A 22,903-nucleotide genomic window follows, 5' to 3' on the forward strand; every position below is an offset into this window, starting at 1 on the left:
TGAGTTGGAAAATCAAACCCTCTAAGTTGGAAAACCAAACTTTCCTCTAGACTTGGCCGCATGGCCGCCACCAAGGACCCCCGCCCCTGCTCCATCGCCGACACCCTGGCGCTGGTCGGCGAGAAGTACTCCCTGCTCGTGCTCCGCGAGGTCTGCCTGGGCAACGGGCGCTTCGACCAGCTCGTGCGCAACATCGGCGCCCCGCGCGACGTCCTGACCACCCGCCTGCGCCGGCTCGTGGACGCGGGGATCCTCACCAAGCGCGTCTACAGCGAGCGCCCGCAGCGCTTCGAGTACCGGCCGACCCCGGCGGGTCTCGAGCTGGAGCCGCTGCTGATGGTCCTCAAGGAGTGGGGCGACCGGCATCTGAACGAGAACGACCGTCCGATGGTGGTCGAGCACCACTGCGGCCACGAACTGGTCCCGGTCGTCACCTGCAAGGCCTGCGGCGAGGAGGTCCGCCACGAGGACCTGACGGCCCACCCGCAGAGCCCCGGCTGGACGCTCTCGGGCCCTACAGCGGCCTGAGCCCGTGCAGGAACGCGCGCATCGCCCGGTCGAACCCCTCGGGCGCTTCGAGGTTGCTCACATGCCCCACCCCGGGCAGCACCACGAGCCGGGCGCCCGCGATGGCCTCCTGGAAGGCGCGGGCGACGCTCAGCGGTGACCGCGCGTCCAGCTCGCCCCACACCAGCAGGGTGGGCACGGCGATCCCGGCCAGCAGGTCGTTCTCGTCGGCCTCGGCCATCATGAGCAACTGCGCCCCCATGGTCTCCGGCCGCACATCCCGCGCCATGGCGTCGAGGAGCGGCACGAACGCGGCGGGCGGCTGACCGGCGAACAGCCCCGGCAACGTCGGATCGAACACCCCCCGCGGCACCGCGAGCATCCGCCGCGCGCCCGCCACCCGCGCCGCGACCTCCTCGGGCGGCAGTGACCCCTTCCAGCCGGCGTACGTGTCGACGAGGATCAGCGACCGCACGAGCTCCGGGTGATGCCGGTACAGCTCCAGTACGACGGTCCCGCCCCAGGACAGCCCGGCGACATGGGCCGGGCCCAGCCCCACGTCCTCGATCACGGCGGCCAGACAGTGCGCGAAGTCGGCGAGCTCGAAGCCGGGCGGCAGATCGGAGGAGCGTCCGGCACCGGGCTCGTCCCAGGAGACCACCGTGAACTCACCGGCCAGAGCGGCCAGCTGCGGCTCCCACATCCGCCCGTCGAGCCCCGCCCCGTGCACCAGCACCACAGGCGGCCCCTCCCCCACCCGCACATAGGCGACCTCGACCCCACGCGCGCGTACCGTCGTCGCCATGCCACCAGCCTAGGCACGGCCGCACCCGCCGTCGCGGCGACGCAGTGCCGCCCCGTGCGCTCAGCCGGCCTCGTACACCTCCAGCCGCCCGCACATCCCGAACCGCCCCCGCTCGGTGGGCGACTGCGCGCGTACGGCCGCCTCGGACAGGTGGGAGACGTCCCCGCGGGCGAGCCGGTCGAGCTGCTCCCCCGTCGCCTCGGCCGCCGCCCGGGCCCCCTGCCGCCACCGCTCGCGCCAGTCGGCGAGCCGGGGCCGTACGAGCGCGGCGGCCGCCCGGTGGAAGGCGGCCAGGGCGTCGGGGCCCTCGGCCGCGCGCAGGGCACGGTAGCCCTCCAGGGCGAGGTCGCGCCGCGCGCGGGCCAGACGCGCCCGCTCCTCCTCGGGCGCGTCGGCGGGAAGGGCCGTCACGCGCGCGTACAGCTCCGGGTCGGCGAGGTAGCGCGGCGGCAGCGTCAGCACCGCGTCCCCCGCCTCCGGCAGCCCGCTGTTCTGCATCAGGACGGTGATGCTCAGGTCGCCGTCGTTCACCAGCCGGTGGATCGTGCCCGGGGCGAACCAGGCGACCGTGCCCGGCGTGAGCGGGGTGACCTCGTAGCCGGACGCGGTGAGTGTCTGCACGGCCCCGCGCCCGCCGGTGACGACGTACGCCTCCGAACAGACCAGGTGAAGGTGGGGAGTTCCGCCGCTCACCCCGTCCGCGGCGGGCCAGTCGTACACGCACAGCCGCGACACGGCGACACCGCCCGGCAGCCCGGCGTACGGGCCCGGGTTCACCACGGGTGCGTCCGCAGGTACTCGGCGATCTGCTCCCGCTCCCAGGCCCCGTCGGCCACGACGACCCGGTAGCGGCGGGTGAGCGTGTCGCCGGGGGCGAGTTCCAGCTCGTCGAAGAACGCCCAGGAGGGGGCGACCGCGGCGAAGGGGTCGTTGCGCACGAACCAGTGGGCGGGATGGCCTCCCGCCGAACCCGCGTGGTCGTTCTCGGGGGCGTGCGCGAAGACGAGCGTGGCGTGGCCGTCGACGCCGTCGTGCTCGCCGGAGTACGCCAGCCAGGGCGCCTGTCGCCCCATCAGGCCGGGCCCCTCGCCGTCGGGCCCGAGGACGCGGCCCTCGCGGAAGGCTCGCGGGCCCCGCCAGAACAGGCCGGTGTAGCCGGCCATCTCCCGCCCGGCCGTGGTGGGACTGCCGAACCGCAGCGGCTCCGCGCGCCGGTTGGTGACGGCGCTCGTCCAGGTCAACGCCCACGCACCGACGGCCGGTTCGACGTCGTGGACCTCGATCCGGCGCACCTCGTCGGCCCACAGCGCACCGTCGTACGGGTGCCAGGTCAGCCGCTCGGTGATCACGGCTCGGCCGTCGCAGGCGGCGACCTCGTCGAAGCCGGCGTGCCGCATCGAGCCGACGCGCTCTGGTAGTTCGAGATATCCCTTTCCATGGACGTATGTGTTGCCGCCCCACAGGTTTGCGCCGGACAGATGCGAGGCGGTCAGCGCCAGGCCCTTGTGCCAGCGGTGGTCGTTGGGGCGGTGGTCGGTGACCACGGCGCCGGAGAGCGTGCGCAGCGGATGGGCGTACGGCTTGGGCGCCTCCCAGGCGGCCTTCGCGTGGTCCTCCGACCCGTAGACGTAGGCGAGGAGTTCGACGCCGGTGGCCGGATCGGTCACCGTGATGCGCTCGCCGTGCGTGTGGACGAGCCGCAGGGCGGCGGTCATGCGCGCACCTCCGCGGCCACGGCGGGCGCCCAGCCGGGGGCACCACCGTGCAGTTCGGTGTAGTACGGGTCGCCGGGGCCGATGCCGCCGCGCTGCACCGTGGTGTCCGTGAACGCCGACTTGTACAGCGCGGTGACCAGCTCCAGGCTCTTGCGCCCGTCCGCCCCGCTGCTGCGCGGCCGCTGCCCGGCGCGCATGCTCGCCACCAGCTCCCTCAGCTGCGCCAGGTGCGAACTCGGCACGTCCTCCCCGAAGTCCTGCCAGGCCGCGGCCTCCTCCTCGGGCACACCGCGCGCCGGGGTGATGCGCCAGTCGGCGTTGGTGTGGCCGTACAGGTGGGTCAGTTCGACGGTGGCGCGTTCGCAGTCGACGCGGATACGGCTGACCTCGTCGGGGCTGAGGACGCTGTTGACGACGGTGGCCAGCGCGCCGCTCTCGAAGCGGACCAGGGCCGTGGAGACGTCCTCGGTCTCCACGTCGTGCACCAGCCGCCCGGCCATCGCCCGCACCTCGCTCCACGGGCCGAGCAGGTCCAGCAGCAGGTCGGTCTGGTGGATGCCGTGACCCATCGCGGGGCCGCCGCCCTCGGTGTGCCAGCGGCCGCGCCAGGGGACGGCGTAGTAGGCGGTGTCGCGGTACCAGGTGGTCTGGCAGTGCGCGACCAGCGGCCGCCCCAGGGCGCCCTCGGCGAGCAGCCGCCGTACATGCGTGGCCCCGGACCCGAAGCGGTGCTGGAAGACGATGGCGGCGTACGGCCCTCCGTCAGCGCCCTCCTCGGCCTCCACGGCGTCGAAGTCGGACAGCGACGGCACCGGCGGCTTCTCGCACCACACCCACGCCCCGGCCCGCAGCGCGGCGACGGTCTGCTCACGGTGCAGGGTCGGCGGGGTGCAGATGGTGACGAGGTCGGGCCGCTGCTCGCGCAGCATCCGCTCCAGGTCGTCGTAGGCGTACGGGATCTTGCCCTCGGCGCAGAAGGCGCGGGCCGCGTCCGCGTCGATGTCGACGGCCGCGACGACCTCGGCCTCCCCCTCCTCAGCGAGCCGGGCGAGCGCCGGCAGATGGGAACCGCGGGCGATGGCGCCGGTGCCGACGATCGCGGCCCTGATGGGGCGTCCGGCGAGCGACGGGAGGGGATGGTCCATGTCAGGGCTCCACGAGGTTGCGACAAGCGTGACAGCAAGCGCGACAGTAAGCGCTTTCTCCGCTGCAACGTAAGTGCCCTCCGGGCGAGCGTCAACACCCCGGCCCGATCATCCGACGATCATCACCGAAGCCCCTGCGTCATGGCCTGTCACCCGAGGACGCTACGCTGCCCCTCAACACACCGACCTTCGCGCGCGGGGGTTCGTTGTGTCCGTCGCCCGTTGCACGATCGGCACTCTTGGACTCCGTAACTTCATGTCTTGGTTCGAATCACTCATCCTCGGACTCGTCCAGGGGCTGACCGAGTTCCTCCCCGTCTCCTCCAGCGCGCATCTGCGGCTGACCGCGGCCTTCTCGGGCTGGGAGGACCCGGGGGCGGCCTTCACGGCGATCACGCAGATCGGCACGGAGGCGGCGGTGCTGATCTACTTCCGCAAGGACATCGGCCGCATTCTGTCGGCGTGGACGCGCTCACTGTTCGACAAGGCGGCGCGCAAGGACCACGACGCCCAGATGGGCTGGCTGGTGATCGTCGGCTCGATCCCGATCGGCGTGCTCGGCGTGACGCTGAAGGACCAGATCGAGGGCCCGTTCCGTGACCTCCGCATCACCGCGACCATGCTGATCGTGGTCGGCGTGATCATCGGCATCGCCGACCGGCGCGCGGCCCGCGACGAGACGGGCGGCAAGCACCGCGCCGCGCGCCCCCGCAAGGGCCTGCAGGACCTCGGCGTCCGCGACGGCCTCATCTTCGGCCTCTGCCAGGCCTGCGCCCTCATCCCGGGCGTCTCCCGCTCCGGCGCCACCATCAGCGGCGGCCTCTTCATGGGCTACCAGCGCGAGGCCGCGGCCCGCTACTCCTTCCTCCTCGCCATCCCCGCCGTGCTCGCCTCCGGCACCTTCGAGCTGAAGGACGCCCTTGAGGGCGGCCACGTCTCCTGGGGCCCGACGATCTTCGCCACGATCATCGCGTTCGCGACGGGTTACGCGGTCATCGCGTGGTTCATGAAGTACATCTCGACCAAGAGCTTCATGCCCTTCGTCTGGTACCGCGTCGTCCTCGGCATCATCCTGGTCGCCCTGGTCACGATGGGCGCCCTGAGCCCGCACGCGGCGGAATCGGCGGGCTGACGCCACACCGCCTTCTTTACACAGGGCTCCCGCGGCATCGCGCCGCGGGAGCCTTCGTATGTGGGCCCGGGCGCGGTCGGTGAGGTGGCTCACGGACTTGACGAAGTCGACCTGAACTCGCTTCTCGACGCCCGGCCGGAGGGCCCCCGCGGCCGGGCGAGCTGTGCGGATTCGGCCAGGGACGGGACGACGACCTCCGCGCTCACCTGGTCGAACACTTCGCCGACATGCTGGAGTTCTACGCCACGGCCACCCGGCGCGGGCCATGTGCCGTGGTGTGGGCGGACTGAGCGAGGGGTCAGTAGCGAAGCCCGGCCGTGGCTGATCCGCCACCGTTCGCGTAGTCAGCCGGTAGCGCTCTGTCAGTGCTTGCCCCTAGGCTTGCCCGCATGTCCACCGATTCCGAGGCCCCTGGTTCCGTGCGCTCTGCCGCGGAGGTCAACGAGCGGATCCGCGCGTTGTGGCGGCGCGCGGGCGGCTCGCTGAGTGCTCAACAGCGGGCGGAGTACGAGCTGTTGGTGGTCGAGTGGGCCAAGGCGATGCGCGAGGAGGTGCTGGAGGCGGCCTGAGCTCGGGGGTGGCCTGAGCTCGGGGGCGCCGGCCGGTCAGGGAGGCGGCCTGAGCGGGGGTAGCCGGCCGGTCACGACCGCACCTGGCTCACCAGAGACTCAGCGAGCGGTTACGGCCGCAGATGGGTGGCCAGAGAATCGGCGAGCGATCACGGCCGCAGGTGGCGCACATGAGACTCGGCGAGCGGTCACGACCGCAGATGGGCGACCAGAGACTCGGCGACCGGATACGGCCGCTCCGGCGGCAACAGCGCGGTGGCCGCCCCCAGTTCGCGGGCCCGCACCAGCGCGTGCAGCTCCGTGGCCAGGGGGGTCACGTCCTCGATGCCGACGATCCATTCGTCCGCGTAGCGCGCCGCCGCCTCTCCCGCGAGCCCCAGCTGAAGCGACCGGTACGGCAGCGGGTTCAGGTGCAGATCGCGCTCCGGGTCCCACTGCACGCGCGCGGGCGACCGCCGCAACTGCGCCTTCCAGGCGGCCTGATCGGGGTGCAGCCCGGGGACGTAGTGGGACAGGCAGGAGTTGTCCAGGGCCCACTCGAAGCCGTCGCGGGCGATCTCCACGGCGAGGACGGTCTCCTGCCCCTCCTTGGTGCCCCAGCCGCAGCGGTACATCATCCACAGGAACGACGGCTTGATCCAGGTCATCCGGTCCCGCTTCCAGGAGGTCGGGAAGCGGCCGTCGCGGGCGGCCGGTCGGCCGATCTCGGGACGGTAGGCCTGGTAGACGGTGATGGTGCTGTCCGTGTAACGGGCACGGACACGGAATCTGGGCTCTTCTGCGGTCAAGTGCTGCTCTTCGTTCACCGGCCAAGACTCGCTGCCACCGTCCTGGTCCGGCCAGCGAATATCGCCGCCAGGGCCCCCGCCCTCGAGCCGGAGAGGATCACCCCGGTCGGCCGGACAGGCCAATATCCCGCACGCCCCCTTGGCTCCGCACGCCCCGCCCCCGACACTGAGCCGATGACGCAGCGCGTGGAGCTCGCGACCGTGATGGATCGGCTGGCCGTGGACGGGCTGATCACCGACTATGCCGTGGCCGTCGACGACGGCGACTGGGAGGCGTACCGAAGGCTGTTCACGCAGGACGGACGGGCGGACTACCGCTCCGCGGGCGGCATCGAGGGGAACGCGCGGGACGTCGCCGTATGGCTGGCGGACAGCCTGGGGGTCTTCCCGATGAGGCAGCATCTGATCGTCAACCGCCGCGTGCGGTTCGAGGTGCTGGAGCGCGACACCGGGGACACCGCCCGTGTGCAGGCCGACTACATCAACCCCATGGGCACCACGGCGCCGGACTTCGTGTGCGGCGGCCGGTACGCGTTCGCGCTGGTCCGGACGGACGACGGCTGGCGGCTGCGCGAGGTGATCGTGCGCGAGAAGTGGCGGCGCCTGCCGGACCGTGCCGCCGCTCCTGTGATCAACTGAGCCGATCCGCGTCCGTCGGTGTCCGGCGCCGCCCGTGATCGTCCTCTGTACCGAGATCGTCGGCGGGGTGACACTGGAGGCCCACCGGGGTAGGGAGGCGCCGTATGAGGACGTTCGGCCAGTGGCTCGCCTCCCCGTGGCGGCGCTCGACGCTCGCGGCGCTCGCCGGGGCGCTGCCCATGTTCGCTTTCCCGGCCCCGGCCCTGTGGTGGTGCGCGCCGGTCGCGCTGGTGCCGTGGATCCTGCTGGCGCGCACCGCGCCGACCGGGCGCAGAGCGGCGTACGACGGCTGGTGGGGCGGGTTCGGCTTCATGCTGGCCGTGCACCACTGGCTGCTGCCGAGCCTGCATGTGTTCACGTTCGTCATCGCGGCTCTGCTGGGCGCGCTGTGGGCGCCCTGGGGCTGGCTGGTGCGCCGCTGCCTCGGGGGTGAGCCCGGCCCGCGCAGGGTCGGGGTCGCGCTGGTCGCCCTGCCGTCGGCCTGGCTGGTGGTGGAGCTGGTGCGCTCCTGGGAGGGGCTCGGCGGGCCGTGGGGCATGCTCGGTGCCAGCCAGTGGCAGGTGGCACCCGCGCTGCGGCTGGCGTCGGTGGGCGGCGTATGGCTGCTGAGCCTGCTGCTGGTGGCGGTGAACGCCGCGGTCGCCGCGCTGATCGTGGTGCGCGCCGCCCGGCTGCCCGCGCTCGCGGCGCTGCTCGCCACGGCCGCCGCGACCTCGGCCGCGTGGCTGTGGGCGCCGCGCCCGGACGTCGAGAAGCAGGTGCGTCTCGCCGTGGTCCAGCCGGGTGTGATCGAGGGCGACGCCAGCGGGGACCGCCGCTTCGACCGCGAGGAGCAGCTCACCCGCGCCCTCGCCGGGCAGGACCTCGACCTGATCGTCTGGGGTGAGAGCAGCGTCGGCTTCGACCTGGGCACCCGCCCCGACCTCGCCCGCCGTATCCGAGCGCTGTCACGGGCCACCGGCGCCGAGATCCTGGTCAACGTCGACGCCCGGCGCTCTGACCGGCCCGGCATCTACAAGAGCTCCGTCCTGGTCGGTCCCGACGGCCTCACCGGCGACCGCTACGACAAGATGCGCCTGGTCCCCTTCGGCGAGTACGTGCCCGCCCGCTCCCTGCTCGGCTGGGCCACCTCCGTCGGCAAGGCGGCCGGCGAGGACCGCAGGCGCGGCACCGAGCAGGTGGTGATGGACGTCGACGGGCTGAAGGTGGGCCCGATGGTGTGCTTCGAGTCGGCGTTCTCGGACATGAGCCGCAGGCTCACCAAGGACGGCGCCGACGTCCTGATCGCCCAGTCGTCGACGTCGACGTTCCAGCACAGCTGGGCGCCCGAGCAGCATGCCTCGCTCGCCGCCCTGCGCGCCGCCGAGACCGGCCGCCCGATGGTGCACGCCACCCTCACCGGAGTGTCCGCCGTGTACGGGCCCGACGGCACGCGCGTCGGTTCCTGGCTCGGCACCGAGGCGAGCGCGAGCCGGGTGTACGAGGTGCCGCTGGCGTACGGCACGACGCCCTACGTCCGCTTCGGCGACTGGCCGGTGCACGCCGCCCTGCTGGTGCTGGCGGCGCTGGCCGCGGCGGAGGGCGCCCGGACGCTCAGGCCGCGCCGGAACGCTCCTGAACCGCACGTACCACCCGTTCGCACAGCTCGTGAGTGGCCAGCGCGTCCCGCGCGCTGAGCACCTTGTCCGCGCGCACGGCGTCCAGGAAAGCCAACGCCGCCTGCTCGATGCCGCGCTGCCGGGCCACCGGCACCCAGTCGCCGCGCCGCCGCACGGTCGGCTGGCCCTTGTGGTCGATCACCTCGGCGATGTTGAGCACCTGCCGCTTGGTGTCCTGCCCGGAGACCTCCAGGATCTCCTCGGTGGAACCGCTGAGCCGGTTCATCACCCCGAGCGCGGTGAACCCGTCCCCGGCGAGCTGGAGGACGACGTGGTGGAGCAGACCGCCCTCCACACGTGCGCGTACGGTCACGTCGTCGATCGGGCCGGGCGCCAGGAACCGCAGCGTGTCCACGACGTGGATGAAGTCGTCGAGGATCATCGACCGCGGCTCCTCGGGCAGCCCGACGCGGTTCTTCTGCATCACGATCAGCTCGCGCGGATGGTCGGCGCACTGCGCGTACGCGGGCGCGCAGCGCCGGTTGAAGCCGACCCTGAGCGACACCCCGCGCTCCTCGGCGAGCCGCACCAGCCACTCGGAGTCGGCGAGTTCGTAGGCCAGCGGCTTGTCGACGTACGTCGGTACGCCGGCCTGCAGCAGCCGCGTCACGATCTCCGGGTGCACCGCGGTCGGCGCGTGCACGAACGCCGCGTCCAGTCCCTGCGCGAGCAGCCCGTCCAGGTCCCGGTGCCGCTGCCCGGCGGGCAGATGCAGGCTGTCGCCGACCCTGTCGAGGGTGGCCGGCGTACGCGTCTGGAGATGCAGCTCGATCCCTGGCTGCGTCCCGAGCACCGGCAGATACGCCTTCTGCGCGATGTCACCGAGTCCGATGCAGCCGACCTTCACGGGGAACTCCTTCAGCGCTTGCCTGCCGTGCCCTGCCCGGCAGCATACGGCGCCTGCGGCGGACGCCAGTCGGCGATGCCGTCGAAGGACCGCAGGAACAGCGCGGGCCCGACCGCCGACAGACCCGTCATCAGTGTGTTGCGTACGGCCATCAGGGCGCGGTCGGGCGTCATGTTGAGCCGGGCCACCCTGACGGCCTGCCGCGCGACGGCCGTCGTACGGGGCAGGCGCGCGGCGGTGTAGGCGGGCAGGTCCTCGCAGTGGTGGGCGAGGACGACGGCGTCCTCTATGGCCTGGTTGCCGCCCTGCCCGAGGGTCGGCGGCATGGCGTGCGCGGCGTCGCCGAGGAGGGCCACGCGGCCGCGGTGGTAGGCGGGCAGGGGCTGTGCGATGTGGTGGACGTCGTGCCGCAGGACGTCCTCGGGCCGGGCGGCGGCGAGGATCGCCGGGATGGGGTCGTGCCAGTCGCCGTAGCGGCGCAGCAGTTCGGCCCGCTCGTCGGGGGCGCGCTCGCCGGCCGGGGCGAGGGCGGCGGCGTAGGCGTAGACCCGGCCGTCCTTGAGCGGGTGGCTGCCCCAGATACGGCCGCGCCCCCAGCTCTCGTGCGAGGCGAACTCCGCGCCGGGCACCGGGATCATGACGCGCCAGGTGGTGAAGCCCGAGTAGACGGTGCCGGGGTGCTCCGGGAACAGGGTGCCGCGCACGGCGGAGCGGATGCCGTCGGCGGCGACCACCAGGTCGGCTTCCCACTCGCCCTCGGGCGTGGCCACGCGCGCAGGTCGGCCGGCATCACCGGGGTCGGTGACGGTCGCGGCGACGGCCGTACGGATCGCGTCCGGCGGCAGTTGCGCGGCCAGGCGCTCGACGAGCGTGGCGCGGGGCAGCAGGACGAGCGGTCCGCCGAACCGCTCGGCCGCCGCCGCGGCGTCGGTCCGCGACAACCAGCGCCCGCCGGGGGTGCGCAGCCCGCCGTCGCCCTGCCAGGCGGCGAGGCCGCGGATCTCGTCGCCGAGGCCGATGACGTCCAGCGCGCGCAGGGAGTTGGGGGCGAGCGAGATGGCCGCCCCGACCGGCTCCAGCGACGGGGCCCGCTCCAGGACGGTGACCTCCCGTCCGGCCCGGTGCAGGGCCGCCGCCGCGGTCAGTCCTCCGATGCCGCCGCCGATGACCACGACCCGTCGTACGCCTGCCATGACTCCTCCTGAGGACCGGTGACTACACCTGTAGTGAGGCTCGCCAGGGTCGACTGTACTACGGATGTAGTTCAGCGGGTGGACGCCCGGTAGGTTGATCTCCATGTCCGCACGCACCACGGGCCCCGCCCGCGCCGACCTGGTCGCCGACGCCGCTCTCGCCCTGCTCGCCGAGCGCGGGATGCGCGGGCTCACCCACCGGGCGGTCGACGAGACCGCCGCTCTCCCCCAGGGCTCGACCTCCAACCTGGCCCGCACCCGGCAGGCCCTGCTGGAACTGGCGGTGCGCCGGCTCGCCGAACGCGAGGCCCGGGTCCTCGCCCTGGACGAGCTGCCGGACCCCCGCGACGGCCTCGACTCTCTGCTGGACGCTCTCGCCCTCGCCACCCACCGCGCCCTGACCCAGAATCGCGAACTGACCCTCGCCCGCTACGAACTCGCCCTGGAGGCCACCCGCCGCCCCGAGCTGCGCGCCCACTTCGACGCCACGGGCGCCGTGTTCCGCGACCAGTTGAAGGCCCTGGTCGTCGCCATGGGCTCGGCCTCGCCGGAGCGGCATGTCCTGTCGCTGGTCGCCTGGGCGGACGGGCTGATGTTCTCCTGCGTGGCGGGCTCGTTCAACGCCGAACTCCCCGGCCTGGACGACGTACGGGCCGGGCTGCGCGAACTGCTCCACGGCATGCTCGGCAGCAAAGTCCTGGAAGAGCCGGGCCCGGGTGGGCGACCATGAGGGCATGACCAACGACCGCACCATGCCTGCCAGGAACGCCGGCGAACGGGACATGCTCGAGGGCTGGCTGGAGTTCCACCGGCAGACCCTCGCCCGCAAATGCCAGGGCCTGACCGACGAGCAGTTGCGCACGGCCGCCGTCGAGCCGTCCGAGCTGACCCTGATGGGGCTCGTGCGGCACATGGCCGAGGTGGAACGGATCTGGTTCCGCAAGGTGCTGACCGACGACTCCCCCGGGCCGATCTGGTTCAGCGACGAGGACCCGGACGGCGAGTTCCACCTCACCGCAGCCGACACCTGGGACGAGGCCCACACCACCTGGCAGTCCGAGATCGCGATCGCGCGCGACAACGCCGCCGGCGTCGGCCTCGACGACATCTCCAAGGGCAGCACCCGGCACGGCGACTCGCCCAGCCTGCGCTGGATCTACACCCACATGATCGAGGAGTACGCCCGCCACAACGGCCACGCCGACCTGCTGCGCGAGCGCCTCGACGGCGTCACCGGATACTGACGTCACGTCACCCCGGAAGCGCCCACACCCTTCGTACGGGGCCGGAGATCACCCGTGCGGGGCATCCTGTGCCTGTCCGCCGTCCCGGAAGCGGGCGGAGCCAGCAGAGTTGCGCGGGTGCATCGAACGACGACCACCGCAACGCTCCTGGTCACCGTGGCCGTCTCGGCCCTCACGGGCTGTGTGACGGTCCAGCGTCCACCGGCGTCCGGCCCGCCGGTGGCACCGACCCAGCCGTCGGTGCCCCGCCCGGACGGCCACACCGAGCCCCAGATCGTGCAGGCCCCGGCGCGCGAGGCCCTGGAGCTGGCCGGCCGCCGGCCCTCGACACCGCCCCGGTCGTCCACGCCGCCCACCCCCTCGCCGCAGATCCCGGCGCCGCGGCACGCCCCCGCCGAAACCCCACCGGCTCCCCGTGCCGAGCACCCGGGCCGTCCCCACCCGCATCCGCACCCCGAGAAGACCCGCCACGCCCGACCGCACGTGCCCCCGGCGGGCATCCCGGACGTCTCGGAGTCGGTCCGCAAGAACACCGACGTCTGCGCGCTCGGCAAGAAATACGGCGGGTGGCGGGCGGACAGCCCGGAGGCGCGTGCGTGCGAGCGGGCGTACGGGAGGTGAGGTGGCCGGTGAGTATGCTCCGGGCCCAGGTGGCGTGCGAGTACTGCTCCGGGCCCAGGTGGCGTGTGAGTACTGCTCCGGGCTCCGCTATCCGCTACGGCCGCTGCCGCGGCGGCCCCCAGCTCTCCCCGCCGGGCCCGCCGCCCTCCTCGCGCAGCCTCAGCTCCAGGCGGCCGATGGCGGCGCGGACCCCGTCCCCGTAGCCGTCGTCGGCCAGGGACTCCGCCGCGAGGCGGGCGCGGGTCAGGTGGGTGCGGGCGGCGTCGGGGCGGGCGAGTTTGACGTAGTCCGCGGCGAGATTGAGGTGGAGCGAGGGGTAGAGGGCACGCACGGCGGGCGCGCCCTCGTGCGAGGCGAGGCGGTCGTCCGTGAGTTCCTCCGCGGCCGTGAGCGCCCGCAGGTCCCAGGCCAGCTCGGCGTCGGGGTCGTCCTGGGTGTCGGCCATGTAGTGGGCCAGCGTGCACCGGTGCAGCGGGTCGCCGTCCTCGCCGATCTCGGCCCACAGGGTGAGGAACCGGTCGCGGGCCTCCTCACGGTCGCCCGCGTGATGCAGCATCACGACCTGCCCGATCCGTGTCATCACGGCATCCGGCGCCGCCTGTTCCTGTCGCTCCGCCATCAGGCCCTCCGCACCTTCCCGACGCCGACCCGCCACGGGACGCCCCGAGCACGTCGAAGGCGCCGAACACCCCAGACCCCCGAACGCTAACCGCACCACCCCCCGATCCCGGCCAGGCGGGCCCGTACGACACGGCGACACCGACGGCATCCGCCGCCGACGAAGACCGAAGGCTCCAGGCGAGCACCGGCCGCGCCCGCCGACGCCGCCGCGGGCGACACGCGCGAGCCGGTCCGCACCCGCCGAGGCCCGCCCGCGCGACAGGCGGGCACGGCGGACACCGACCACACCCGCCACCGGCCGCCGCAGGCACACGCGGACCCCGGCCGCACCCACCGACCGCCGCCCCCGGCGACAGTCGGCCGTACGGCGCCGGACCGTCCCGGCGGGAGCCCGGCGAAGGACCGGACCGGCGAAGGACCGGCCCGGTGCCGGGTGCCGGTCAGGCCCCGAGGTTCGGGATGCTCCAGTCGATCGGCGTGTGCCCCTGTGCCGCCACGGCCTCGTTGATCTGCGTGAAGGGGTGGGAGCCGAAGAACTTCTTGGCGGACAGCGGCGAGGGGTGGGCGCCCTTCACCACCACATGCCGGCTCTCGTCGATGAGCGGCAGCTTCTTCTGGGCGTAGTTGCCCCACAGCACGAACACCGCCGGGTCGGGCCGGTCGGCCACCGCGCGGATGACCGCGTCGGTGAACTTCTCCCAGCCCTTGCCCTTGTGCGAGTTGGCCTCACCCGCGCGGACGGTGAGCACCGCGTTGAGCAGCAGGACGCCCTGGCGGGCCCACGGCATCAAATAGCCGTTGTCCGGGACCGGCAGGCCCAGCTCCTGCTGCATCTCCTTGTAGATGTTCCGCAGGGAGGGCGGGGTCTTCACCCCCGGCCGCACCGAGAAGCACAGGCCGTGGCCCTGCCCCTCGCCGTGGTACGGGTCCTGGCCGAGGACGAGGACCTTCACCTGCTCGAACGGCGTCGCGTCCAGCGCGGCGAAGACCTCCTCGCGCGGCGGATAGACGGGACCCTTCGCCCGCTCCTCCTCGACGAACTCCGTCAGCTCCTTGAAGTAGGGCTGCTGCAGTTCGTCGCCCAGAACCCCGCGCCAGGACTCGGGCAGCATGGCGATGTCGGTCACGTCAACTTCCTTACGATATGCGGTCGGTTCGGTTCCAGCACTCAGAACCTACAGCCGCCCACTGACAACGCCGCCCGTACCGCCCGACAAGGCCCGCTACCAGCTGGTCTTGCGGTGCAGCTCCCACATCATCATGATCGTCGACGGGTCCAGGGCCTGCGCCCCGCCGGAGATCTCCTCGCTCGCGGCGACGTACTGCCGTCCCTGCCACAGCGGCAGCAGCCGGACGTCGTCGACGAGGATCTCCTGAGCCTGCTCGAAGTCCCGCACCACCCGCCCGCGGTCGCTCTCGCGGCGCGAGCGCGGCAGCAGAACACCGGTGATCTCGGGCGCCGGGTAGGGCGTGCCGAGGGCGTTGTCCTTGCCGACGAACGGCGCGACGAAGTTGTCCGGGTCGGGGAAGTCGGGGAACCAGCCGCGCCCGAACACCGGGTACTCGCCGCTCTGGTAGCCCTCGACGTAGGTCTTCCAGGGCCGGCTCTTCAGCGTGATCTCGAACAGCCCGGAGGCGTCCAGCTGCCGCTTGAGCTCCTTGAACATCACGGCGGTCTCGGAGCCGTAGCGGTCGGTGGTGTACCAGAACTCGAGCGGCACCGGCTCGTCGATGCCCGCGTCCGTGAGGAGCTTGCGGGCCTTGTCGGTGTCGGGGTCGCCGAAGCTGTCGAAGAAGCCGGTCGTGTGGCCGGTGAGGCCGGTGGGGACCATGGAGTACAGCGGGTCCACGGTGTCCTTGTAGATCTTGTGCGCGATGGCCGGCCGGTCGACGATCTGGGCGATGGCCTTGCGCACGGCCGCCTTGCCCGCCCAGGGGTCGCTGGGGTTGAACACCAGGTAGCTGATGTCGGTGCCGGTGCCCTCGACGAGCTGGAGGTCCTCGTCGGCGTCCTTGCTCTGCAGCTCGACGATGTCGTCGGCGGCGAGACCTCGGTAGGTGACGTCGATGCTCTTGTCGCGCAGGGCCTGGACCATCGCGGCCGAGTCCTGGAAGTAGCGGATCGTCACGGCGTCGTTCTGCCGCTCGGCGGTGCCCTTGTAGGTGTCGTTGCGGACCAGTTCGGCCTTGTCGTTCTCGGTGTACGACTCCAGCGTGTAGGGGCCGGAACCGTCGATGCGGCCGTCGTCCTCGCGCAGCTTGTCGGCCGGGTAGTCGTCGGGGTCGACGATCGACAGGGCCGGGGTGGCCAGCACGAACGGGAAGGTGGCGTCGGCCGTCTTGAGGTGGAAGACCACCTCGCGCTCACCGCGGGTCTCGACCCGGTCGAGGCTGCCGAGGAGTCCGGCGGGGCCGGTGGGCGCCTTGATCTTCAGGATGCGGTCGACGGAGTGCTTGACGGCCTCGGCGTCCAGCCTGCCGCCGTCGGAGAACTGCAGTCCGTCGCGCAGTTCGCAGCGGTACGTGCGGTTGGTGGTGTCCGTGAAGGCACACTCCTTGGCCGCGTCCGGCTGCGGCGTGGTGGCGCCGTCGGGGTAGCTCAGCAGGGTCTGGTAGACGTTGCGGAACAGCTCCCAGGAGCCGTCCCAGGAAGCGGCCGGATCCAACGTGCTGGGGGCGCTGGTGGTCCCCACCACGATCGGTCCCTGGTCCGAGTCGCCGCCGTCCGAGAACAGACTGCATCCGGTCACCAGGGATATGGACGCGATCGCTGCGATATTCCGCAGGCATCGGTTCCGGTTGAACACGCGCACGCTCCTCGATCTGCCATACCAAGGGTCGGCAGACCCTATCGCAGCGCGGGTTCCGGATGGAGGGCCCGTCCGGCGGCAACTTGATCACTTCCGCTGTGACTACGTTGTCATGGGCCTGTGAGCCGCCTCTACGACGACAAGGGCGCCGTTTCCGTCAACCGGAATCCGTCACAGGTGACGGGCCGGAGGGAAACGGCGCCCGGGTCGCTCACACCTCGCGGGCCTCAGCGGCTCACGCGACGCCGGCGTTGAGGAAGAGTCCGCCGTCCACCACGAGCGTCTGACCGGTGACCCAGTCGGACTGGTCGGAGGTGAGGAACGCGGCCGCGCCGCCGATGTCCGAGGGCACGCCGAGCCGGGCCAGCGGGTACGCCGCGGCGGCCTCCTCCTCGCGGCCCTCGTACAGCGCCTGGGCGAACTTGGTCTTCACCACGGCCGGGGCGATGGCGTTGACCCGTACCTTCGGCGCGAACTCGTGGGCGAGCTGGATGGTCAGGTTGACCATCGCGGCCTTGCTGACGCCGTAGGCGCCGATGAAGGGCGAGGGCGCGAGGCCCGCGACGGAGGCGATGTTGACGATCGCGCCGCCGTTGTCCTTCTGCCAGGCGTGCCAGGTGCGCTGGGCGAAGCCGAGGGCCGAGATGACGTTGGTCTCGAACACCTTGCGCGCGACGTTGAGGTCGAGGTCGGCGATCGGGCCGAACACCGGGTTCGTGCCGGCGTTGTTGACCAGGTGGTCGACGCGGCCGAAGGCCTCCATCGTGCGCTCGACGGCGGCGGCCTGGTGGGCCTCGTCGTGGGCCTTGCCGGCGACGCCGATGACGCGGTCGGCGCCGAGCTTCTCGACGGCCTCCTTCAGCGCGTCCTCGTTGCGGCCGGTGATGCAGACGCGGTCGCCACGGGCGACGAGGGCCTCGGCGACGCCGTAGCCGATGCCGCGGCTGGCGCCCGTGATCAGGGCGACCTTGCCGGAGAGCGGGGGCAGTTCAGTCATGTCAGTGTCCCTGATCGCTAGTCGAGCGGTCCGCCGGCGACGTACAGCACCTGGCCGGAGACGAAGCCGGCCGCCTCGCCGGTGAAGAAGGCGACGGCGTTGGCGATGTCCTCGGCCTCGCCCACGCGCTGCACGGGGATCATCGAGGCGGCGGCGGCCTTGAAGTCCTCGAAGCCCATGCCGACGCGCTCGGCGGTGGCGGCGGTCATGTCGGTGGCGATGAAGCCGGGGGCGACGGCGTTGGCGGTGATGCCGAACTTGCCGAGCTCCTTGGCCAGGGTCTTGGTGAAGCCCTGCAGACCGGCCTTGGCGGCGGAGTAGTTGGCCTGGCCGCGGTTGCCGAGCGCGGAGGACGAGGAGAGGTTGACGATCCGGCCGAAGCCCGCGTCGACCATGTGCTTCTGCACGCCCCGGCTCATCAGGAACGAGCCCTTGAGGTGCACGTTCATGACGGTGTCCCAGTCGGAGACGCTCATCTTGAACAGCAGGTTGTCGCGGAGCACACCCGCGTTGTTGACGAGGATCGTGGGCGCGCCGAGCTCCTCGACGATCCGCGCGATGGCCGCCTCGACCTGAGCCTCGTCGGAGACATCGGCCCCGACGGCGATGGCCCGGCCACCCGCCGCGGTGATCTTCTCCACGGTGTCCTTGCAGGCGGCCTCGTCGAGGTCGATCACGGCGACCGCACGACCCTCGGCCGCGAGCCGCACCGCAGTGGCGGCACCGATACCTCGCGCGGCACCGGTGACTACTGCGACCCGCTGTTCAGTGGTGGACATTGCTGGATCTCCTCGCCCTTGAGAGTACGTGACATGCGGTGAGCGACCGCTTAGTACCTTCAGCAGACGAGACGCTAGAAGCGATGACACCCCGTGTCAACGCCACACGGCCCCATGTGATCCATTACCCGCCACCCACCCGTTCGGACCCCGGCCGCGGGCCGCCGCGACTGGCCGCTCCTAGCGTCGGTTACGGCCCCCTCCGGGCCGGAACGGAGACACCCCCCATGCACCTGAGAACCAGCGCCGCCGTCGGCACCCTTCTCACCCTCACGGCGATCACCGCCACGGCCGCCCCCGCGCAGGCCCAGGACCTGGACTGCGCGCACTTCACCTTCCAGGAGGATGCGCAGGCCGTCTTCGACTCCGACCGCAGCGACCCCAACCGCCTCGACGAGGACCAGGGCCCTGACGACGGCATAGCCTGCGAGATCCTGCCTCGCCGAGTCTCAGTCCCGACGACCCCCACACCCACGCCCACACCCACACTGATGCCCACCATCGCCCCCACCCGCGGCGTCCAGGGCGGCCTCGGCGGCACGTCCTCCGGCCCGGCCGACTGGGACATCGCCCTCGGCCTGACCTGCGTATCGGCCGCAGGCCTGACAGCGGCGTGGGCACTCAGACGCCGAAGGACCACGACTGCGAGGTGACGCTCCCACGAGGCGGCGAGGGCCACCGACGGGCGAGCGGCTCCGCACCCATGACGACGGACAGCCGCCGACGGCGAGCAACCCCAGAAGGAGAGCCCAGCCTCTCGGCCGACTTCGACGGGCGGTGCGCGTGGGAGAAGGCCGCGAAGCGGCGATACGGCGGAGAGGCCGGTCAGCGGACCAGGAGGTCCAGGAGGCGTTCCGTCTCGCTCGCGGCGTCCGTGGTGAGGCCGGTATGGATCGGCCCGGGCTGGACGACCGTGGAGCGCGGAGCCACCAGCCACCGGAAGCGCCGCCCGGCATCGTCACCCGCGGCCTGCCCCGCCCCCGCCCCACCCCCGCAGACGGCCTCCACGGCACGCAGTGCGGCCCGCACACCCGCCACGTCCGCCGCCGGGTCGAGGGCGAGGAGCCGTGCCTCGTCGAGATGCGTGCGGGCACCGACGTAGGCCTGGGCGCGGCAGTACACGAGCACGCCGGCGTTGATGCACTCGCCCCGTTCGATGCGCGGCACGACCCGCAGCACGGCGTACTCGAAGACGTCCTGGTCCCCGCCCTGCCCGGCCCGGGTGATGTGGCGCTCGGTCATATGACCGGCCACGTTGATACGGCCGTTGCTCACTTGATCCCCTCGATACGTTCGTGGACGACGGCCGCCCGGGCGACGAGCGGCTCCGCGTAGGCCCGCCGCAGCGCGTCGGCGGAGTCGAACCCGGGCTCGTCGGCGAGCCACACCTCGGGGATCTCGGCGGTGACCTCGGCGAGCAGTTCCTCGGTGACCCGCGGTGCCAGCTCGGCCGCGGCCCCGGCCACATCGGGCGCGAACCCGGCGAGGGCATGGTCGGAGGCGTCGTAGGGCCGGCCGGCGGACTTGTGCGCGCCGGGCCAGTTGTGGTGCCAGATCATCGTGGCGCCATGGTCGATGAGCCACAGCTCGCCCTGCCACATCAGCAGGTTGGGGTTGCGCCAGGAACGGTCGACGTTGTTGACCAGCGCGTCGAACCACACGATCCGCCCGGCCTCCTCGGGCCCCACGGTGAAGGCGAGCGGGTCGAAGCCGAGGGCGCCGGAGAGGAACTCCATGCCGAGGTTCGTGCCGCCGCTGGACCTCAGCAGGTCCTGGACCTGCTGCTCGGGCTCGCCGAGTCCGAGGACGGGGTCCAGCTCGACGGTCACCAGACGGGGCATCCGGAAGCCCAGCCGGCGGGCCAGCTCTCCGACGACGACCTCGGCGACGAGCGTCTTGCGCCCCTGACTGGCGCCGGTGAACTTCAGGACGTACGTCCCCCGGTCGTCGGCCTCGACCAGCCCCGGCAGCGAGCCGCCCTCACGCAGCGGCGTGATGAACCGGGTCGCTTCGACTTCCTTCAGCATCGCCCCAGGTTACTGGGGCGTTCACGCCCGCCGGGACGCGGCCTGTGGCCCGGAGCGGTACGTTCGGGTGACGACACGCGTGGCGGCTGAACGACGGCACCGCGCGGGCCGTAACCCTTGACGAGCCAGTGACGTCAGGCGAAGGGAACGGCAGCATGACCAGCGAATCGGTTCGGCCCACGACGGGTCCGGCCCGGCGTACCGTCATCGCGGCGGCCGGCGCGGCGGGTCTCGCCGTCGCACTGACCGCGTGCGGGGACGACCAGGACAAGGCGAAGGCGGTGGGCAGCGCCGGCACCGTGCTCGGCAAGACCTCGGAGGTCCCCGAGGGCGGCGGCAAGGTGTTCGGCGACGCGGGCGTGGTGGTCACCCAGCCGACGGCGGGCGAATTCAAGGCGTTCTCCGCCAAGTGCACCCACCAGGGCTGCGCCGTGAAGGACATCGCGAACGACACCATCACCTGCCCCTGTCACGGCAGCGAGTTCTCGGCGACGGACGGCAGCGTCAAGAAGGGCCCGGCGACCCAGCCGCTGCCCACCGAGCAGATCACGGTGAAGGGCGACACCATCACGCTGGCGTGAACATCAGCTCCCGCGCGGCCGTTCGAGGCAGTTCAGCACCTCGTCGGTGGTGGCGAGGGTGGCCACCAGGGCGAGGGTGTGCCGGATCATCGCGGCGGTGTAGTCGGCGGGCACCCCGGCGATCGCATCGGTGGGCACGACGGCGGTGTAGCCGAGATTCACCGCGTCGAACACCGCGTTGGGGATCGCCACGTTGGCGGAGACCCCGCTGACGATCAGGGTCCGGCAGCCGAGGTTGCGCAGCAGCGCGTCGACCTCGGTGCCCTGCACGGGCGACAGTCCGTGCAGCCGTCGTACGACGAGGTCCTCCTCGGCCACCTCGATCGGCGGAGCGACGCGCACCGCGGCCGTCCCGGCCAACTGCCGTACGGGCAGCCGCTCTGCGGCACGGAAGAGCCGTGCGTTGCGGCCGGCCCCGCGACCGTCGGGGCGGCGTTCGGCGACGGCGTGGATCACCTGCACGCCGCTCTTCCGGGCGGCGGCCACCAGCCGGGCGACCTGGGCGAGTGCGCCCGACTCCCGTGCGGCACGGGAGAGTTCGGGCAGGGCGGCGTCCGGTCCGACGACCCCCTGCTGGCACTCGACGGTCAGCAGCACGGTCGCCGCGGGGTCCAGGATCTCGCGCAGTACGTCGTACGACGGCATGCCACTCCCCCTTGTCGGCGGCGGGTTCGCCGGGCGAGGGTAGCGACCGTTGCGTTCACGCGGAAGACGCACCATGCTCTTTGCCTGACACACCGTCAGCTTTGGAGGGGATCTCATGACCGCCACCACCCAGCGCCGGGGCCGGAAGATCATGATGACGCCCGACGAGCTGGACGCCTTCCTCGCCGTCGAACGCACCTGCCGGGTGGCGACCGTCTCCGCCGACGGCACCCCGCACGTCAGCCCGCTGTGGTTCGCCTGGGACGGCAAGGCGCTGTGGCTGTACTCGATCACCCGCAGCAAGCGGTGGGCCGATCTGCGCCGCGACGGACGCGTGGCGGTCGTGGTGGACGCCGGGCACGACTACGACGAGCTGCGCGGCGTGGAGCTGTCCGGCGGCGTCGAGGTCGTGGGCGAGGTGCCGCGCACGGGTGAGCCGTACCCCGAACTCGCCTCCGTGGAGCGGGCGTTCGCACGCAAGTACTTCGGCATCGACGAACTCCCGCACGACGGCCGGCACGCCTGGCTGCGGCTCGCACCCGAGACGGTCAGGTCGTGGGACTTCCGGAAGCTGGCGTCCCGGTAACGGGACCGGCGGAAGTCGGCGCCCCGGCAGCCGCATCAGGGGCACCGACCCGCTCCCCGGCCGCACGCAGTGCCCGTACCGCCGCCCGGATCGACGGCCGCCGGTCGGCGTCCGCGCGCCACACGACGTACACATGCCGTCGCACCCGCTGCCGCAGCGGCACCGTCACGACGCCCTCGGGCATCGGATGGCGGCCGAGCAGCGGTGCGATGCACACCCCGAGGCCCGCGGCGACCAGCCCGAGCTGGGTGTGGGTCTCGCCCGCGCGATGACCGACGATCGGCTCGACGCCCCGCGAGCGCAGCGTGAACAGCAGCCACTCGTGGCAGAACTCGCCCTCGCCCCAGGTGATCCACTCGTCCTCGGCGAACTCCCCGAGGTCCACCTCGTCCCGGTCCGCGAGCGGGTGCCCGGCCGGCATCGCCACATCGGCCGGGTCGTCCAGGATCGGCGCCTTGACCAGGCCGTCGGGCAGCGGCATCGGCTTGTTGTACCAGTCGAGGACGACGGCGACGTCCAGGTCGCCGCGTACGACGGCCCTGATGCCGTCCTCCGGTTCCAGCTCGCAGGAGCGGACGCGCAGGGCCGGATGCTCGGCGCGCAGCGCGGACAGCGCGGCCGGGAACAGCCCGCGCGCGGCCGTCGGGAACGCCGACAGCCGCAGCTCGCCCGCGACCTGCCCGCGCTGTGCCTCCAGGTCGGACTGGGCGAGCTGCACCTGCGACAGGATCCGGGCGGCGTGCTCCGCGAGCAGCCGCCCCGCATCCGTCAGCCGTACGCCCCGCCCATGCTTGGCCAGCAGCTGCTGCCCGACCTCCCGCTCCAGCTTGGCCATCTGCTGCGAGACGGCGGACGTGGTGATGTGCAGGCCCTCGGCGGCCCCGCTCACCGAGCCGTGCCGGGCGAGGGCGTCGAGGGTGCGGAGGCGCTCCAGGTTCAACATGTAAGTGATGCTACGAGATAACGCTCGCGAAATGTCGATTGTTCTACGAGA

27 protein-coding genes are annotated in these 22,903 nt (G+C 72.3%); 11 read left to right on the top strand and 16 right to left on the bottom strand.

Going from position 1 to position 22,903, the window contains the following annotated elements:
• Positions 1-60 precede the first annotated feature (60 nt).
• A complete protein-coding gene (locus tag ACIQ6Y_RS18960) occupies positions 61-528 on the top strand; it encodes a winged helix-turn-helix transcriptional regulator (protein ID WP_404039901.1) in 468 nt (155 codons plus the stop codon).
• Here the strand turns inward: ACIQ6Y_RS18960 and ACIQ6Y_RS18965 are convergent.
• The 4 genes from ACIQ6Y_RS18965 to ACIQ6Y_RS18980 are packed head-to-tail and all read right to left on the bottom strand — an operon-like array spanning position 515 to position 4,172.
• Positions 515-1,312, bottom strand: a complete 798-nt coding sequence (locus tag ACIQ6Y_RS18965; protein ID WP_404039904.1) for an alpha/beta fold hydrolase — start codon at positions 1,310-1,312, stop codon at positions 515-517. The genes ACIQ6Y_RS18960 and ACIQ6Y_RS18965 overlap by 14 nt on opposite strands.
• 60 nt (positions 1,313-1,372) lie before the next feature.
• Positions 1,373-2,092: a cupin domain-containing protein gene (locus ACIQ6Y_RS18970; RefSeq protein ID WP_404039907.1), complete on the bottom strand. Its 720-nt coding sequence runs from the start codon at positions 2,090-2,092 to the stop codon at positions 1,373-1,375.
• Positions 2,086-3,027, bottom strand: a complete 942-nt coding sequence (locus ACIQ6Y_RS18975) for a PmoA family protein (RefSeq protein ID WP_404039910.1) — start codon at positions 3,025-3,027, stop codon at positions 2,086-2,088. Before ACIQ6Y_RS18975 ends, ACIQ6Y_RS18970 begins: the two co-directional genes overlap by 7 nt.
• Positions 3,024-4,172: a Gfo/Idh/MocA family protein gene (locus ACIQ6Y_RS18980; protein WP_404039913.1), complete on the bottom strand. Its 1,149-nt coding sequence runs from the start codon at positions 4,170-4,172 to the stop codon at positions 3,024-3,026. The genes ACIQ6Y_RS18975 and ACIQ6Y_RS18980 overlap by 4 nt, the downstream gene beginning before the upstream one ends.
• A 256-nt stretch (positions 4,173-4,428) precedes the next feature.
• On the opposite strand from ACIQ6Y_RS18980, the gene ACIQ6Y_RS18985 reads away from it, so the two are divergent.
• Complete coding sequence (locus tag ACIQ6Y_RS18985) at positions 4,429-5,304, top strand: undecaprenyl-diphosphate phosphatase (protein ID WP_404039916.1); 876 nt, start codon at positions 4,429-4,431, stop codon at positions 5,302-5,304.
• A gap of 389 nt (positions 5,305-5,693) precedes the next feature.
• Entirely contained in the window at positions 5,694-5,873 is a 180-nt protein-coding gene (locus tag ACIQ6Y_RS18990) for a hypothetical protein (protein ID WP_404039918.1), read from the top strand.
• Positions 5,874-6,061: 188 nt separating this feature from the next.
• On the opposite strand, the gene ACIQ6Y_RS18995 is transcribed toward ACIQ6Y_RS18990, so the two are convergent.
• Entirely contained in the window at positions 6,062-6,661 is a 600-nt protein-coding gene (locus tag ACIQ6Y_RS18995; protein WP_404039921.1) for a DUF4291 domain-containing protein, read from the bottom strand.
• A gap of 174 nt (positions 6,662-6,835) precedes the next feature.
• On the opposite strand from ACIQ6Y_RS18995, the gene ACIQ6Y_RS19000 reads away from it, so the two are divergent.
• On the top strand, positions 6,836-7,300 hold the full coding sequence (locus ACIQ6Y_RS19000) for a nuclear transport factor 2 family protein (protein ID WP_404039924.1): 465 nt from the start codon (positions 6,836-6,838) through the stop codon (positions 7,298-7,300).
• Between the two features lie 104 nt (positions 7,301-7,404).
• The gene (lnt, locus tag ACIQ6Y_RS19005) at positions 7,405-8,976 is read left to right on the top strand and encodes an apolipoprotein N-acyltransferase (RefSeq protein ID WP_404039927.1); all 1,572 of its coding nucleotides are present in this window, start codon (positions 7,405-7,407) and stop codon (positions 8,974-8,976) included.
• Here lnt and ACIQ6Y_RS19010 read toward each other — a convergent pair.
• Together ACIQ6Y_RS19010 and ACIQ6Y_RS19015 are read right to left on the bottom strand one after the other, a co-directional pair.
• On the bottom strand, positions 8,894-9,805 hold the full coding sequence (locus ACIQ6Y_RS19010) for a Gfo/Idh/MocA family protein (protein ID WP_404039930.1): 912 nt from the start codon (positions 9,803-9,805) through the stop codon (positions 8,894-8,896). The two genes, lnt and ACIQ6Y_RS19010, sit on opposite strands and share 83 nt — an antisense overlap.
• 11 nt (positions 9,806-9,816) lie before the next feature.
• Positions 9,817-10,998: an FAD-dependent monooxygenase gene (locus ACIQ6Y_RS19015; RefSeq protein WP_404039933.1), complete on the bottom strand. Its 1,182-nt coding sequence runs from the start codon at positions 10,996-10,998 to the stop codon at positions 9,817-9,819.
• A gap of 103 nt (positions 10,999-11,101) precedes the next feature.
• On the opposite strand from ACIQ6Y_RS19015, the gene ACIQ6Y_RS19020 reads away from it, so the two are divergent.
• From ACIQ6Y_RS19020 to ACIQ6Y_RS19030, 3 genes are all read left to right on the top strand, one after another.
• Positions 11,102-11,728: a TetR/AcrR family transcriptional regulator gene (locus ACIQ6Y_RS19020; RefSeq protein WP_404039936.1), complete on the top strand. Its 627-nt coding sequence runs from the start codon at positions 11,102-11,104 to the stop codon at positions 11,726-11,728.
• A gap of 4 nt (positions 11,729-11,732) precedes the next feature.
• Entirely contained in the window at positions 11,733-12,242 is a 510-nt protein-coding gene (locus ACIQ6Y_RS19025; RefSeq protein ID WP_404039938.1) for a DinB family protein, read from the top strand.
• Positions 12,243-12,359: 117 nt separating this feature from the next.
• Positions 12,360-12,863 (top strand): hypothetical protein, encoded by a 504-nt coding sequence (locus ACIQ6Y_RS19030; RefSeq protein WP_404039941.1) that lies wholly within the window; start codon positions 12,360-12,362, stop codon positions 12,861-12,863.
• 94 nt (positions 12,864-12,957) lie between these two features.
• On the opposite strand, the gene ACIQ6Y_RS19035 is transcribed toward ACIQ6Y_RS19030, so the two are convergent.
• From ACIQ6Y_RS19035 to fabG, 5 genes are all read right to left on the bottom strand, one after another.
• The gene (locus ACIQ6Y_RS19035) at positions 12,958-13,482 is read right to left on the bottom strand and encodes a hypothetical protein (RefSeq protein ID WP_404039944.1); all 525 of its coding nucleotides are present in this window, start codon (positions 13,480-13,482) and stop codon (positions 12,958-12,960) included.
• 442 nt (positions 13,483-13,924) lie between these two features.
• Positions 13,925-14,611 carry a uracil-DNA glycosylase gene (gene ung / locus ACIQ6Y_RS19040; RefSeq protein WP_404039947.1) on the bottom strand — a complete coding sequence of 229 codons (687 nt, stop codon included), beginning with the start codon at positions 14,609-14,611 and terminating at the stop codon, positions 13,925-13,927.
• 96 nt (positions 14,612-14,707) lie between these two features.
• Entirely contained in the window at positions 14,708-16,291 is a 1,584-nt protein-coding gene (locus ACIQ6Y_RS19045; RefSeq protein WP_404039950.1) for an ABC transporter substrate-binding protein, read from the bottom strand.
• A gap of 238 nt (positions 16,292-16,529) precedes the next feature.
• Positions 16,530-17,291 (bottom strand): SDR family oxidoreductase, encoded by a 762-nt coding sequence (locus ACIQ6Y_RS19050; RefSeq protein ID WP_404039952.1) that lies wholly within the window; start codon positions 17,289-17,291, stop codon positions 16,530-16,532.
• 17 nt (positions 17,292-17,308) lie between these two features.
• Positions 17,309-18,070 carry a 3-oxoacyl-ACP reductase FabG gene (gene fabG, locus ACIQ6Y_RS19055; RefSeq protein ID WP_404039955.1) on the bottom strand — a complete coding sequence of 254 codons (762 nt, stop codon included), beginning with the start codon at positions 18,068-18,070 and terminating at the stop codon, positions 17,309-17,311.
• A 227-nt stretch (positions 18,071-18,297) separates the two neighbouring features.
• Between fabG and ACIQ6Y_RS19060 the strand changes: the two genes are divergently transcribed.
• Positions 18,298-18,723, top strand: a complete 426-nt coding sequence (locus ACIQ6Y_RS19060) for an excalibur calcium-binding protein (RefSeq protein WP_404039958.1) — start codon at positions 18,298-18,300, stop codon at positions 18,721-18,723.
• Positions 18,724-18,895: 172 nt separating this feature from the next.
• Here the strand turns inward: ACIQ6Y_RS19060 and ACIQ6Y_RS19065 are convergent, their stop codons facing one another.
• Both ACIQ6Y_RS19065 and ACIQ6Y_RS19070 read right to left on the bottom strand, forming a co-directional pair.
• Complete coding sequence (locus tag ACIQ6Y_RS19065) at positions 18,896-19,312, bottom strand: DUF3037 domain-containing protein (protein WP_404040124.1); 417 nt, start codon at positions 19,310-19,312, stop codon at positions 18,896-18,898.
• A 29-nt stretch (positions 19,313-19,341) separates the two neighbouring features.
• On the bottom strand, positions 19,342-20,097 hold the full coding sequence (locus tag ACIQ6Y_RS19070) for a HipA family kinase (RefSeq protein ID WP_404039960.1): 756 nt from the start codon (positions 20,095-20,097) through the stop codon (positions 19,342-19,344).
• Positions 20,098-20,252: 155 nt separating this feature from the next.
• On the opposite strand from ACIQ6Y_RS19070, the gene ACIQ6Y_RS19075 reads away from it, so the two are divergent.
• Positions 20,253-20,678 carry a Rieske (2Fe-2S) protein gene (locus ACIQ6Y_RS19075; RefSeq protein WP_404039963.1) on the top strand — a complete coding sequence of 142 codons (426 nt, stop codon included), beginning with the start codon at positions 20,253-20,255 and terminating at the stop codon, positions 20,676-20,678.
• Positions 20,679-20,681: 3 nt separating this feature from the next.
• Here ACIQ6Y_RS19075 and ACIQ6Y_RS19080 read toward each other — a convergent pair whose 3' ends face one another.
• Entirely contained in the window at positions 20,682-21,323 is a 642-nt protein-coding gene (locus tag ACIQ6Y_RS19080) for a cysteine hydrolase (protein WP_404039966.1), read from the bottom strand.
• Between the two features lie 115 nt (positions 21,324-21,438).
• Between ACIQ6Y_RS19080 and ACIQ6Y_RS19085 the strand changes: the two genes are divergently transcribed.
• Positions 21,439-21,909, top strand: a complete 471-nt coding sequence (locus ACIQ6Y_RS19085; protein WP_404039969.1) for a pyridoxamine 5'-phosphate oxidase family protein — start codon at positions 21,439-21,441, stop codon at positions 21,907-21,909.
• Here the strand turns inward: ACIQ6Y_RS19085 and ACIQ6Y_RS19090 are convergent.
• Positions 21,872-22,852 (bottom strand): LysR family transcriptional regulator, encoded by a 981-nt coding sequence (locus tag ACIQ6Y_RS19090; RefSeq protein ID WP_404039971.1) that lies wholly within the window; start codon positions 22,850-22,852, stop codon positions 21,872-21,874. The genes ACIQ6Y_RS19085 and ACIQ6Y_RS19090 overlap by 38 nt on opposite strands.
• Positions 22,853-22,903: the final 51 nt, after the last annotated feature.

Source organism: Streptomyces sp. NPDC096205 (assembly GCF_044763135.1).
GTDB lineage: Bacteria > Actinomycetota > Actinomycetes > Streptomycetales > Streptomycetaceae > Streptomyces.